Annotated in this window: 9 protein-coding genes and 1 pseudogene; all 10 read left to right on the top strand. The window is 35.5% G+C overall.

What is annotated here, in order from left to right; all coding sequences use genetic code 11:
* Positions 1-9: 9 nt before the first annotated feature.
* Positions 10-2,478, top strand: coding sequence for a polysaccharide biosynthesis tyrosine autokinase (locus C4S35_RS09755; protein WP_104000005.1), 2,469 nt, complete (start codon positions 10-12; stop codon positions 2,476-2,478).
* A 24-nt stretch (positions 2,479-2,502) separates the two neighbouring features.
* Positions 2,503-3,486 (top strand): SDR family oxidoreductase, encoded by a 984-nt coding sequence (locus C4S35_RS09750; protein ID WP_104000004.1) that lies wholly within the window; start codon positions 2,503-2,505, stop codon positions 3,484-3,486.
* Between the two features lie 248 nt (positions 3,487-3,734).
* Complete coding sequence (locus C4S35_RS09745; RefSeq protein WP_104000003.1) at positions 3,735-5,126, top strand: nucleotide sugar dehydrogenase; 1,392 nt, start codon at positions 3,735-3,737, stop codon at positions 5,124-5,126.
* Between the two features lie 85 nt (positions 5,127-5,211).
* Positions 5,212-5,679 carry a UpxY family transcription antiterminator gene (locus C4S35_RS09740; protein WP_341865130.1) on the top strand — a complete coding sequence of 156 codons (468 nt, stop codon included), beginning with the start codon at positions 5,212-5,214 and terminating at the stop codon, positions 5,677-5,679.
* Positions 5,680-6,221: 542 nt separating this feature from the next.
* Positions 6,222-7,271 (top strand): dTDP-glucose 4,6-dehydratase, encoded by a 1,050-nt coding sequence (gene rfbB / locus C4S35_RS09735; protein ID WP_104000002.1) that lies wholly within the window; start codon positions 6,222-6,224, stop codon positions 7,269-7,271.
* A gap of 711 nt (positions 7,272-7,982) precedes the next feature.
* Complete coding sequence (locus tag C4S35_RS09730; RefSeq protein WP_104000001.1) at positions 7,983-9,266, top strand: nucleotide sugar dehydrogenase; 1,284 nt, start codon at positions 7,983-7,985, stop codon at positions 9,264-9,266.
* A gap of 998 nt (positions 9,267-10,264) precedes the next feature.
* A complete protein-coding gene (locus C4S35_RS09725; RefSeq protein ID WP_104000000.1) occupies positions 10,265-10,693 on the top strand; it encodes an adenylyltransferase/cytidyltransferase family protein in 429 nt (142 codons plus the stop codon).
* 154 nt (positions 10,694-10,847) lie between these two features.
* Positions 10,848-11,194, top strand: a pseudogene (locus C4S35_RS16350) (four helix bundle protein).
* 124 nt (positions 11,195-11,318) lie between these two features.
* Positions 11,319-12,326 (top strand): mannose-1-phosphate guanylyltransferase, encoded by a 1,008-nt coding sequence (locus tag C4S35_RS09715; protein ID WP_103999999.1) that lies wholly within the window; start codon positions 11,319-11,321, stop codon positions 12,324-12,326.
* A 932-nt stretch (positions 12,327-13,258) separates the two neighbouring features.
* Positions 13,259-14,218, top strand: a complete 960-nt coding sequence (locus C4S35_RS09710) for a GDP-L-fucose synthase family protein (RefSeq protein ID WP_103999998.1) — start codon at positions 13,259-13,261, stop codon at positions 14,216-14,218.
* The last annotated feature ends 1 nt before the right edge of the window (position 14,219 follow it).

Raw genomic sequence — 14,219 nt, 5'->3', positions numbered from 1 at the left:
TCTCAAAAAATGCTAGATATAAAAGATTTTTCAATTTTTGAAGACCAAGTAAGTTTTGACTTTAAAGGATTTTTAATAAAAATTGGGAGTTATTGGAAATGGTTTTTAATCAGTCTTTTAATCACCTTTACAATCGCTTATCAAGTTAATATCCGTAAAGAAAAAATTTATGGGATGGAAACACTTATTTCCGTTAAAGAAGAAACAAATCCACTTTTTACCTCCACGACCAGTCTGGTATTTAACTGGGGCGGAACTTCAGATCAGGTTCAAACTATTTCCACTACTTTGCAATCCAGATCGCATAATGAATTAGTTGTTGATAAATTACAATATTATATTAGTTACCTGGTTCAAGGAAAATATAATTTGGAGGATGCCTATGGTGCAGTTCCTTTTTATGTAAATATCGATAAATCTAAAGGTCAAATAGCAGGAAATCTCATTGGTATTAAATTTCTAAGCGAAAATGTGTATGAGATTAGAATTCCATTTGCAAGCCAAAATGTTTCTTTACTAACATATTTAAATAATTCATCTAGTAACACAGCGGTTGAACAGGGAGATTTTGTAAAAACATATAAGGTAGGGGAACAAGTCTCATTACCTTTTTTAAATTGGAAATTACAAATAAAGGACAATCCTGGCTTTTATAAAGGAAACGAATATTTTGTGCAGTTTAATGATTTTGATGGCACTGTTTCCGCTTACAGAGGAATAAATGTTCGGTCAGATGAAAAAGGAGGTTCAATAATTACTTTAGGGATGCAAGGACCCAATAAAGCAAGAATGGTCGAGTATTTAAATGCGACTGTAAAAATGCTTATAAAAAGACAACTAGACAGTAAAAATCAATTTGCAACTAATACGATTGCGTTTATTGACAGTACTTTAGTGGCTATGGAATCTCAACTTAAGGAAACTGGAAATGAGTTGAAAATTTTTAGAAAAGACAAAAATATATATGATGTCGAAGCTGGGGGCGCAAAATTTTCAGATAAGATTCTAGAATTTGATGTCAAGAAAGACGAGGTAACACGTAAAATGGCGTATTACAATTCTTTAAAATCATATTTAAGAAACAGCGTTGATTATTCTAAACTTCCGGCACCATCGGTAGCAGGTATTGATGACCCAAATGTTGTAATGAATGTCTCAAAATTGATTGGACTTTCTGCCCAAAGATCTGAGATGGCCTATGCAGTGAAAAGCGATAAGATATTTAAAGATTTTGACAATCAAATGGAGGCCGTCAAAAAAGTATTGTTAGAAAATATATCTACAGCCAAAGCTTCTTTGCAAGGTGATTTAGCAGTGGTCAGCAGTAAAATTAACGAAACCGAAAGTACTATTAAGCAACTTCCGGAAGATCAGCAAGAGTTAATCAAGATTAAAAGAAAATATGATTTAAGCGATAATATTTATAGCACTTTTCTTCAAAAAAGAAGTGAAGCGGACATTGTTAAAGCCGCTAATTTATCCGATATTCATTTTATTGATCCAGCAAAAGACATTGGTGGAGGACTTTTAGGTCCAAAAACGTCGGTTAATTATGTTTTGGCATTATTCCTGGGAATACTCTTTCCATTGCTTTTTGTATTTATAATTTTCTTTATCAACAATTCTATCCAAAATACAGAGGATATAAGTAAATTAACAAAAATTCCATTGATTGGAGTCATTGGATTAAATAAAGACAGTACTAATCTTGCAGTATTTGACAAACCAAAGTCTGCTTTATCAGAATCTTTTAGAGCCGTTCGTTCTTCGCTTCAGTTTTTATATAAACAACAACATTTAGATGGAGCCAAGACACTTATGATTACATCCTCGGTGAGTGGTGAAGGAAAAACATTTTGCTCTATAAATATCGCAACAGTATTTGCACTTAGCGGGAAAAAGACAGTTGTCATTGGTCTTGATTTAAGAAAGCCTAAACTTTTTACTGAATTTAATTTAACTAATGAGGTAGGTGTTGTGAATTATCTAATTAACCAAAAAACGGTTGACGAAATTATAAATCCTACTCAAATACCTTTTCTGGATGTTATTCTTTCAGGACCAGTTCCTCCAAATCCGGCTGAGATGATTATGAATGAAAGAATGAAGGATTTAATGGATGAATTAAAGAAAAAATACGATTATATTATTTTAGACACACCTCCTGTCGGATTGGTGTCTGATACATTAGAATTAGCACAATATTGCGATGTAACATTATATATTGTAAGGCAGAATTTTACTAAAAAAGAAATGATTACGCTGTTAAACAATAGAGTTAAACGCGGAGAGTTAAACAATACCAGTATTATTTTGAATGGGTTTGAGAACAAAGCTAAATATGGTGCTGGCTATGGGTACGGTTACGGATACGGTTATGGATATGGTACGTATTCAAATGGATATCATGAAGAGGAAAGACCAAAAAATCTCTATCAAAAAATAATTAAAATAGTACGTCCAAAGGTATCTAAATAACTGGATTTTTAAAAGTAACAAAAGATGGAAAAGGATACAAAAAACACGATATTAATTACAGGTGGAGCAGGATTTATAGGGTCTAATCTGTGTGAATATTTTTTGTCAAAGGGGGATAGGGTGGTTTGCTTTGATAATTTTGCAACAGGATACCGACACAATCTTAAAGACTTTATTAATAATGCAAATTTTCTTTTAATTGAAGGAGACATACGTAATGTTACCGATTGCCAAAATGCAGTAAAGGGAGTTGATTATGTTTTGCATCAAGCAGCTTTGGGATCTGTACCTCGTTCCATTAATGATCCAATTACTACTAACGATGTAAATGTCTCTGGTTTTTTGAACATGCTTGTTGCTTCTCGAGATGCCAATGTGAAACGTTTTATATATGCTGCAAGTTCCTCTACATATGGAGATTCAGTTGGATTGCCAAAAGTTGAAGAAGTGATTGGAAAGCCACTTTCTCCTTATGCAATCACAAAATACGTAAATGAGTTGTATGCAGAGATTTTTAGTAGATCGTATGGAATGGAAACTATTGGTCTGCGTTATTTTAATGTTTTTGGACGAAAGCAAGATCCGAATGGAGCCTATGCAGCTGTCATTCCAAAATTTGTAATGCAATTAATGCAATTGGAAAGCCCCCAAATTAATGGTGATGGGAATTATTCCCGCGATTTTACTTATATTGATAATGTGATTCAAATGAATGATTTGGCCATGTCAACAACGAATACAGCAGCGGTGAATACCATTTATAATACGGCTTATGGAGATAGGAATACATTAAATGATTTAGTAGGTTATTTGAAGGAATTCTTAGCTAAGTATGACGAAAGAATTGCCAATGTTGAAATAGTATATGGACCTAACAGAGCGGGAGATATTCCTCATTCTTTAGCGAGTATTGCCAAAGCAAAAGAATTATTGGGGTATGATCCACATTATTCGTTGCAGGAAGGATTAAAAGAAGCAGTAGATTGGTATTGGAATAATCTGCGTTAGTTATGGGATAATAGTTTAAGTGGTTAATTGTTTCTGGACGGGTTTTAAATTAGTTTAAATTTTTACTAAATGGTGGAGCTGAAAAAGAATACTGCAGAAAGATATGATAACCGAGAGCTATTTCCTTACCTAAATAGTGATAGTGAACATTGAATATTGAACTTTTAAAACAGAGAATAAAATATATTTCCGTTATTTGAAAATAAATAGAAGAGAGAACGAAGGAAAGGGAAAACAAAATTGAAGAAATGAAAATTACTAAAATATGTTGCATAGGGGCTGGATATGTTGGAGGTCCAACCATGGCAGTTATTGCACAAAAATGTCCAGAGATTCAAGTAACCGTTGTTGATTTAAATGAAGAACGCATTGCGGCTTGGAACGATGAGAATATTAATAATATTCCTATTTATGAGCCGGGTTTAGATAAGATTGTATTGGAAGCCAGAGGAAGGAATCTATTTTTCTCTACGGATGTTGAAAAAGCGATTGATGAAGCCCAAATCATTTTTATTTCGGTTAATACGCCTACCAAAACTTATGGAAAAGGAAAAGGGATGGCAGCAGATTTAAAATATATTGAATTGTGTGCCAGACAAATTGCCAGAGTAGCGAAAGACAACAAAATAGTGGTGGAGAAGTCAACACTGCCGGTACGAACAGCGGAGGCAATCAAAAGTATTTTGGATAATACCGGGAATGGAGTTCAGTTTCAAATTCTTTCCAATCCTGAGTTTCTTGCGGAAGGGACCGCTGTTCAGGATTTATTAAATCCAGACCGGATTTTAATTGGAGGAGATAGTTCTTCAGAAGGGCAAAAAGCGATTGAGGCCTTAGTTGAAGTTTATTCCAATTGGGTACCTGCTGTTAAAATATTAACTACGAATGTTTGGTCCTCGGAATTGTCAAAATTGACCGCAAATGCTTTTCTGGCCCAAAGGATTTCTTCTATCAATGCGGTGTCTGAGCTTTGTGAAAAAACGGGAGCAGATGTAAATGAAGTAGCAAAAGCCATCGGGATGGACAGTAGAATTGGATCAAAATTCCTGAAAGCTTCGGTAGGATTTGGAGGTTCTTGTTTCCAAAAAGACATCCTGAATTTAGTTTATATAGCAAAATCCTATGGATTAAATGAAGTAGCTGATTATTGGGAACAAGTGATTATTATGAATGATCATCAAAAAAGACGTTTTTCTAACAATATAGTACAAACGTTATACAACACTGTTTCCGATAAAAAAATTACCTTTTTTGGATGGGCTTTCAAAAAAGATACGAATGATACCCGGGAATCGGCGGCAATTTATGTTGCGGATGATTTGATCAACGAAAACGCCAAAATTGCGGTTTACGACCCTAAAGTATCCAGAAAAAAAGTACTGGCAGATTTAGATTATTTAGAGACAAGAACGGCTTCAGCTAATGCAGATAGCGTGTTGTCTTTTGATACTCCTTATGATGCTTGCGCAAATTCCCATGCCATAGCAGTGCTTACGGAATGGGATGAATTTATTCAATATGACTGGCAGAAAATATATGATTCGATGCAAAAGCCCGCTTTTGTATTTGATGGAAGAAACGTATTGAATGGTCCAGCTTTAGAAGCTATTGGTTTTGTATATCAGGGCATTGGTTCCTAAATAAATGTAGTGTGATTCTTTTGAAGGAAATCACTAAAAATGAATCATATCCAACAGGTAAAAAAAATATTTCAATATAAAACGCATGATGAATTGGTATGTAGTCTATACTAAACCCAAATGGGAGAGAAAAGTAGCAGAGCAATTAGAAAAAATTGGAATCGAATGCTATTGCCCTTTGATTACGGTAACAAGACAATGGTCGGACAGGAAGAAAAAAATAGAGGTTCCTTTATTTAATTCTTATGTCTTTGTCCACCTGGCGGAGTCAGATAGGAATTTAGTATTTAATTCCGCAGGTGCTGTGCGGTATTTGTTTTGGTTGGGAAAACCGGCAATTGTGAAAGAGGAAGAGATTGACGTTATAAAACAGTGGCTTCATACCCCAGATGCATATGACGTATCGCTAACTACAGTTCAGGTTGGTGATTCTATTGAAGTGGAGTCCGGACCATTTTCGAAACAGAAAGCAATTGTTCAAGAAGTAAATAAAACACATTATATTCTGGTTTTGGAAACCTTAGGATGTGTTTTGAAAATGAAACATAAATAAATGCAGTGGGCTGCTATTTTAAATAACGGTAGTACGGGAAGATGGCGTTCAGGGAATTTCGTTATTCATAAAAAAATTAAATGAAATAATAGTAGTTACCAGTGTAGCCGGGTTTATCGGGTCACATGTGATCCGATTACCATTGACGTTTTTTTTTCAATGTAAGAAATTATGACTTACTAATTTTCTTTTTTGTTTAATCAAAAAAGGAACAAAAAATCAAGTCTTTACTCTCTCGGCGGTCAAATTAGTTTTCGAACACTAAAAGAAAAGAATTGTTCATGCGCTCATATTTTAATTTGTATTCACGAATCTTCGATTTCGCTACTCTCAAACAGCTTTTCTTTTTACGTATTCTTCAAACATTTGACGCTCGGCTGTATAAGTTAAGGACAGTTAAACCTCGGAAATAACAGCAATTTGCTTTACAATTAAAAAACAACACAAAATGTCATTTTATATTGTTTTTTTTGTAAAAAAATTAGACTCATATAGGCGTTTTTTAATAATTACCCAACGAGATAATAAAATATAGAAATAAGATGAAAAAAATATTAATAACCGGAGGAGCCGGATTTATTGGTTCTCATGTGGTGAGACTTTTTGTTGCTAAATATAGCGAATATCAAATCTATAACCTCGATGCACTTACATATGCCGGTAACTTAGAAAATCTTGCCGATATTGAAAAGGCCGCTAATTATACTTTTATAAAAGGGGATATTACCGATGAAAGTTTTATTACTAATTTGTTTGAAAAACACCAGTTTGACGGAGTGATCCATCTTGCTGCTGAATCTCATGTGGACCGTTCCATCGAAGATCCTATGGCATTTGTCAAGACGAATGTGATAGGAACTGTTAATTTGCTGAACGCAGCCAGAAAGCTATGGGCTAAAAACCCTGAAGGGAAACGATTCTATCATATCAGCACTGATGAGGTATATGGCTCTCTGGGAGCGGAGGGATTATTTACAGAAACCACGCCTTACGACCCTAATTCTCCTTACTCTGCTTCTAAGGCGAGTTCGGATCATTTTGTCAGAGCCTATGGAGAAACATACGACTTGCCCTATGTACTGACGAATTGTTCTAATAATTATGGTCCAAATCATTTTCCTGAAAAATTGATTCCGTTGTTCATAAACAACATTATTACTAATAAACCACTGCCCGTTTATGGTGATGGTAATTATACTCGCGATTGGTTATTTGTTGTAGACCATGCCATAGCAATAGATTTAGTTTTTCATGAAGGAATAAATCATGAAACCTACAATATTGGCGGTTTTAATGAGTGGAAAAATATTGACTTAGTGCAACTGTTATGTTCCATTATGGATAATAAATTGGGTAGAGTAGCCGGTAAATCGGCGGAGTTAATTACTTACGTAAAAGACAGGCCAGGACATGATTTACGTTATGCTATTGATGCAAATAAAATAAACGCAGAACTTGGTTGGAAACCTTCGGTGACTTTTGAGCAGGGGTTGGAAATCACGGTGAATTGGTATTTGAATAATCCCGATTGGTTACACAACGTTACCTCCGGCGAATATGCTGATTATTACAAAAAGCAATATGTAAAATAATTCTGTTGCTAACACGTTGGGTGTATCTAATAAAAACGGCAGTTCAAGTGTTTTTTGTGAATTAGAACGGAACAAAAATTGTATCGAGAACCGTTTTTATTAATAATTTTTCTGTTCTCGATACAATTTTCTGTCGAAAATCGCTCGAATTGATTAAAAACTATTATTAAAAACTAATTACACCTAAAGGGTAATTGTTATTCCGAATTCAGAGTAGAAAATTATTTTTTGTAATAGTAGTTATTAAATAGCCAGTAGTTATTAGGAATTAAAGTCGATAAAGTGCTGTAAGTGCATAACAAAATAATCCATGTTGCTGAACTATGGCGCAGCTAATTTGTCGCGATTCTTCTTGTCACCTACTATTGCGCACCTAACGGCATATTTCAGCGCTTGGTTCCTACAAACTGTTAGGTAAAGACATTATTTAGAGCTTGTTTATTTAAATTTTAAAATCACCTAATCAGGTGATTTTTTTTAAAAAGCAAATGATTTTTTTTCTGTTGTGTACTGATTGTCAACAAATTGTATTTTATTTTTTTTCTTTGAAATTGTTTTAGGATTTCGAGAAGTAAATAGTGGCAAAAAAACCGGCATATTGTAACTATATTTGCGATCTTAAATTATCTTGTTTTCGGCTCATTCCTTGTGAGTTTGAGATGCGAAGCAGTGGCTTAAAGTTAACAATTGTTAATTAAAATTGTTTAAAAAATGAATTCCAATCTAAAAATAGCAGTAATTGGTCTGGGTTATGTGGGTTTACCATTAGCACGGTTATTTGCAACCAAGCATGCTGTTATAGGATTTGATATCAATCAATCCAGAGTTGCTTCATTGAAAACGGGCACTGACACGACATTCGAGATAACTGATGCTGTATTGCAAAAAGTACTGCTCGATAAACCCGGCGATGCTATTGGTTTGTATTGTACCAGCCTTTTAGCGGATATTGCTGAATGTAATTATTACATCGTAACCGTCCCAACACCTGTTGATAAAAATAATCGTCCTGATTTAACTCCTTTATATAGGTCGAGTGAAGCGATCGGAACCGTTTTGAAAAAAGGGGATATTGTCATTTATGAATCTACCGTTTATCCAGGTGTCACGGAGGAAGAATGTGTACCTGTTTTGGAACGAGTTTCCGGACTACAATTTAATGTGGATTTCTTTGCAGGGTACTCCCCCGAGCGAATCAATCCCGGAGATAAAGAACATACGGTAGAGAAAATTCTGAAAGTAACTTCGGGTTCTACTCCAGAGATAGGAATTAAAGTAAATGACTTATATAAAAGTGTTATTACGGCCGGAACGCATTTAGCCCCTTCTATAAAAGTAGCTGAAGCCGCCAAAGTAATTGAAAATTCACAACGCGATATCAATATTGCATTTGTGAACGAATTGGCCAAGATTTTTAATTTAATGAATATTGATACCCATGCTGTTTTAGAAGCAGCGAGTACCAAATGGAATTTCCTGCCGTTTAAACCCGGATTAGTGGGTGGACATTGCATTGGGGTCGATCCGTATTACTTGGCGCAACGTGCCCAAGAGTTTGGCTACCATCCTGAAATTATTTTGGCAGGGCGACGATTGAATGATAGTATGGGGGAATATGTTGCTTCTCAAATCGTGAAACTAATGATAAAAAAAGGAATTTCAGTAAATGGAGCCACGCTCTTGATGCTTGGAATTACTTTCAAAGAAAACTGCCCTGATGTTCGCAACACAAAAATTGTAGATGTCATTGCCGCTTTAACGGATTATGGAATTACCGTAACCATTTACGATCCCATGGCTGATCCAGATGCTGTTAAAAAAGAGTATAACTTACTTACTCTAAATACGATACCTAATGCAAAGTTTGATGCCATTGTTCTGGGTGTAGCTCATACTGGCTTTTTAAGTTTGGATTTTTCAACATTGAAAAATTCAAATAGCATACTATACGATGTAAAAGGAGTTTTGGGTAATGCTGTGGATGGCAGGTTGTAATAAAAAAATAAAAACACACCCCTAACTCCTATAACTCCAGTTAATATTTATTTTGGAGTCGCTGAACCCTAAAGGGTTTTAAGAGGGGAAAGCATTCAAATAACTAATGCTGTAGATGGAAAGTTGTAATAAAATATAATTGGGGTTATAATTAAAAACACACCCCTAGCCCCTCTCAAGAGGGGAAAGCATTCAAATAACGTAGGTTGTAATTAAAAAAATATTAAAACACACCCCTAACCCCTATAACTTCTCTTTATATTTATTTTGGAGTCGCTGAACCCTAAAAGATTTCAAGATGAGAAAGCATTCAAATAACTAATGTTGTGGATGGTAAGTTGTAATAAAATATAATTTGCGTTATAATTAAAAACACACCCCTAGCCCCTCTAAAGAGGGGAAAGCATTCAAATAACGTAGGTTGTAATAAAAAAATAAAAACGCACCTCTAACCCCTATAACTCCAGTTAATATCTATTTTGGAGTCGCTGAACCCTAAAAGGTTTCAAGATGAGAAAGCATTCAAATAACTAATGTTGTGGATGGTAGGTTGTAATAAAATATAATTTGGGTTATAATTAAAAACACACCCCTAGCCCCTCTAAAGAGGGGAAAGCATTCAAATAACTAATGATGTGGATGGCAGGTTGTAATAAAATATAATTTGGGTTATAATTAAAAACACACCGCTAGTCCATCTAAAGAGTGGAAAGCATTCAAATAACTAATGGTGTAGATGATAGGTTGTAATAAAATATAATTTGTGTTATAATTAAAAACACACCCCTAGCCGCTCTAAAGAGGGGAAAGCATTCAAATAACGTAGGTTATAATAAAAAAATAAAAACGCACCCCTAACCCCTATAACTCCAGTTAATATTTATTTTGGAGTCGCTGAACCCTAAAAGGTTTCAAGAGGGGAAAGCATTCAAATAACTAATGTTGTGGATGGTAGGTTGTAAAATATTTAGAAAATAATTACCTTATAAAAAATAATCATGAAAATTGGGATAACATTCAGTGCATTCGATCTGCTTCATGCCGGACATATAAAAATGCTGGAAGACGCTAAACGACAGTGTGATTATTTAATTGCAGCTTTGCAAACCGATCCTACCCTTGACCGTCCTGAAAAGAACAGACCTACCCAATCGGTTGTGGAACGTTATATTCAACTTAAGGGTTGTAAACATGTGGATGAAATAGTCCCTTATGCAACGGAACAGGATTTAGAGGATATTTTACGCTCTTTCAAAATCGATATACGAATTATTGGGGATGAATACAAAGATAAAAATTTTACCGGTCGAAGTTATTGTGAAGAAAAAGGAATAGCATTTCATTTCAATACCCGAGACCATCGTTTTTCCAGCAGCAGTCTTCGCAGAGAGGTTATGGAGAAGGAAAACAATAAGAATATACTTTAGGTCTAATCGTTTTTTGTCCATCGTTTTCCGTTCACCGTGAATCGTCTACCGTGAATCGTCTACCGATTTTCGTCCTCGGTCAATAGATAAACGTTTCGCGTTTATCGAACGAACAACGAACAACAAACAACGAATCTCCAACAACGAAAAACATATGGAATCCAATTTAGAGGTTTGGAAAATAGCACATCAATTGACATTGGTCGTATATAAAGTTACGCAGAACTTTCCTAAGACTGAACAATATGGTCTTACAAGTCAAGTGAGAAGAAGCGTAAGTAGCGTTCCGACAAATATAATTGAAGGCCAGGCAAGACAATATAAAAAAGAATTTATACAGTTTTATATATAGCAAAAGGATCATTAGATGAAACAAATTATCATTTGTATTTATCAAAAGATTTAGGGTATATCACCGAGACCGATTATTCGTTTTTATTCGAATTGTGTACAAGAATAAAAATGATATTATATAAATTAATTAAGTTTTTGGCCGCATAATCGTTTATCGATTACCGTCAATCGTTTATCGTTCATCGTCTAAAGAAAAATCGAATAACGAACAACGAATCTCTAGCAACGAACATCGAACAACGGATAACGAACAACGAATAACGAATTCAATATGGAAAATAAAAAATCAATAATACACGTCATTCTTACTGGAGGAGTAGGGAGCAGATTGTGGCCCTTGTCACGCAAAAGTCAACCCAAACAATATTTAGACATTTTTGACGGTAAGTCCCTGTTTGAAATGACCGTGGATCGCAATCGCAATATTGCTGATAAGGTGATGGTCGTCGGGAATATTGACAACTGTCATTTGAGCAGAAAAATTTTAGAAAAAACAAGTACTTCTTACATTGATATCATTGAATCGACACCAAGAAATACGGCTGCAGCCATTGCGTTTGCTGCATTTGCCGCTGATCCGGACGATATTTTGATAGTAACACCATCCGACCATATTATTGGCGACATGGCAGAATATGAAACGGCGATCCAGGAAGCAGTAGAAAAAGCCTCTCAAGGATCGATTGTTACTTTTGGTATTGTACCTACGAAACCGGAAACGGGATATGGATACATTGAACGCAAAGGAGATGACGTAATTTCTTTTAGAGAAAAACCGAATAAGGTTTCGGCGCGAGATTTTATAGCGAAAGGAAATTTTCTTTGGAACAGCGGAATGTTTTGTTTTAAAGCCGGTGTTTTATTGGATGAATTGAAAGCTTTTCACCCTGAAGTATATGAGAAATCGAAGTTGGTTTGGGAAAGTAACACCAATGGAAATTTAGATTTGGCACTATCTATGGATATTCCTTCCATCAGTATTGATTACGCGGTGATGGAGCGAAGTAAAAAAATAAAAGTGGTGTCCTCTAAATTTGCCTGGTCTGATTTGGGTTCTTTCGAATCGGTTTATGATTATTTAGTTACTATTGGTCATGTTGTGGATGAAAATGGGAATATGGTCATTGGAACCAACAATTACACTGCTTTTATAGGGGTTAAAGATACTATTTTCGTTTATACGCCTACGGCTAATTTGATTTTGAAAAAGGAATTTTCACAAGATGTCAAAAGTGTGTATAACGCGCTTGAAAGAGACAATTCGGATTTATTGAATTAAAAAGTAGGAACCTTTGTCATTTCGACGAAAGAGAGATCATGTAAGTAGCTAGGTAATCGTATTACATCTGATTTTTAAAGAATATTTGTTTCTTTTTTCTTTTGTCTTGATACAAAAGAAACAAAAGATCAAGCCTCAATATTTTTACACTAAAAATCATCGAACGAATTTCCCTATCGCGACCCCAGCCGCTCGTGTTTCACACTCGACTCGGGGGCCACTCCCTGCCGCCAGCGCTGAAATTCTTATCGTGATTTTTTAGAGTAAAAATATAAGGGCGAACAGAGCGAGTTGTTGCGAGTAGTATTTTTATTAAATTGGTGTTTTTTTTGTCTTGATTACTCACAAATTATTAATTTATTGGAGTTTGTGAATCTTCGATTTCAAGCCTCAATATTTTTATACCAAAAATCATCGGACAAATTTCCCTATCGCGACCCCAGCCGCTCGTGTTTCACACTCGACTCGGGGGCCACTCCCTGCAACCAGCGCTGAAATTCTTATCGTGATTTTTTAGAGTAAAAATATAAGGGCGTTATAGTTTGTCATCTCGACGAAAAAAGAGATCACATAAGTAGCTAGGTAATCGTAGTACATCTGATTTTTGAATAAAATTTTTTCTTTTGTCTTGATACAAAAGAAACAAAAAATCAAGCCTGAAAATAAAAAGCTTGAAAACTACCTCGAAGTTCCGCTCCGTGCCCCGAGCCGTTCGTCCTGCGGACTCAACTCGCGGAGCACTGCCACTTCACTTCTTCGTTGTTTTTCTATGCTTTTTATTTAAGGGCAGTTTAGAAGTATAAATTATAATAGCTGCTGCCAGCGCTAAAATTCTTACCGTGATTTTTTAGTGTAAAAATATAAGGGCGGGTCATTATTTCGTTTGCGGTACTTAGAGATTAAAACAGACAAGTACATTAAAAATATAAAACATGAACACCAATACTAAAATATATATAGCAGGACATAACGGTATGGTGGGTAGCGCTATATGGCGAACCCTAACTGCTAAAGGTTATACCAATTTGATTGGAGCTTCCAGCAAGGAACTCGATCTTAGAAACCAACAAGCAGTTAAGGATTTTATGGCTGCCGAAAAACCGGAAGTGATTATTGATGCTGCTGCTAAAGTGGGCGGGATATTGGCTAATAATAATTTTCCGTATCAGTTTCTTATGGAAAACATGCAAATCCAGAATAATCTAATCGATACCGCATTACAGTCCGGTGTGGAGAAGTTTATTTTTCTGGGGAGTTCCTGCATTTATCCAAAACTGGCACCGCAACCTTTAAAAGAGGAATACCTACTTACCGGGCCTCTTGAACCTACCAATGAATGGTACGCTGTTGCAAAAATTTCGGGCGTGAAAGCCTGTGAAGCCATCAGAAAACAGTTTGATAAAGACTACGTGAGTCTGATGCCAACCAATTTATACGGAACGCATGATAATTTTGATTTAACTTCTTCGCACGTTTTACCTGCGATGATGCGAAAATTTCATGAGGCGAAGGAGAATAACCATGCTCCAGTAACCCTGTGGGGAAGCGGAACGCCGATGCGTGAATTTTTATTTGTGGATGATATGGCTCAGGCGGTTGTTTTTGCTTTAGAAAATAAGTTGCCGGATTACTTATACAATGTGGGAACTGGGGAAGATTTGACGATAAAGCATTTGGCTGAAACGATACAAAAAATCACAGGTCACCAAGGGGAAATCATTTGGGATGCCAGCAAACCAGATGGTACGCCGCGAAAATTAATGGATATATCCAAAATGCATGCCTTGGGATGGAAACATCAAGTGCAGTTGGAAGAAGGAATACAGAAAACGTATGACTGGTTTGTAGAAAATATACAAAACGTAAAAAAAATAACACTAATTAACAAATAGT

The sequence above is a fragment of the Flavobacterium urumqiense genome, from assembly GCF_900108015.1.
Taxonomy (GTDB): domain Bacteria; phylum Bacteroidota; class Bacteroidia; order Flavobacteriales; family Flavobacteriaceae; genus Flavobacterium; species Flavobacterium urumqiense.
This window is presented reverse-complemented; position numbering and strand designations above follow the sequence as displayed.

Excerpts from the sequence above, each read along its gene's own strand:
- C4S35_RS09755 (WP_104000005.1), top strand. The coding sequence starts at position 10 with ATGCTAGATATAAAAGATTTTTCAATTTTTGAAGACCAAGTAAGTTTT.
- C4S35_RS09750 (WP_104000004.1), top strand. The coding sequence starts at position 2,503 with ATGGAAAAGGATACAAAAAACACGATATTAATTACAGGTGGAGCAGGA.
- C4S35_RS09745 (WP_104000003.1), top strand. The coding sequence starts at position 3,735 with ATGAAAATTACTAAAATATGTTGCATAGGGGCTGGATATGTTGGAGGT.
- C4S35_RS09740 (WP_341865130.1), top strand. The coding sequence starts at position 5,212 with ATGATGAATTGGTATGTAGTCTATACTAAACCCAAATGGGAGAGAAAA.
- rfbB (WP_104000002.1), top strand. The coding sequence starts at position 6,222 with ATGAAAAAAATATTAATAACCGGAGGAGCCGGATTTATTGGTTCTCAT.
- C4S35_RS09730 (WP_104000001.1), top strand. The coding sequence starts at position 7,983 with ATGAATTCCAATCTAAAAATAGCAGTAATTGGTCTGGGTTATGTGGGT.
- C4S35_RS09725 (WP_104000000.1), top strand. The coding sequence starts at position 10,265 with ATGAAAATTGGGATAACATTCAGTGCATTCGATCTGCTTCATGCCGGA.
- C4S35_RS09715 (WP_103999999.1), top strand. The coding sequence starts at position 11,319 with ATGGAAAATAAAAAATCAATAATACACGTCATTCTTACTGGAGGAGTA.
- C4S35_RS09710 (WP_103999998.1), top strand. The coding sequence starts at position 13,259 with ATGAACACCAATACTAAAATATATATAGCAGGACATAACGGTATGGTG.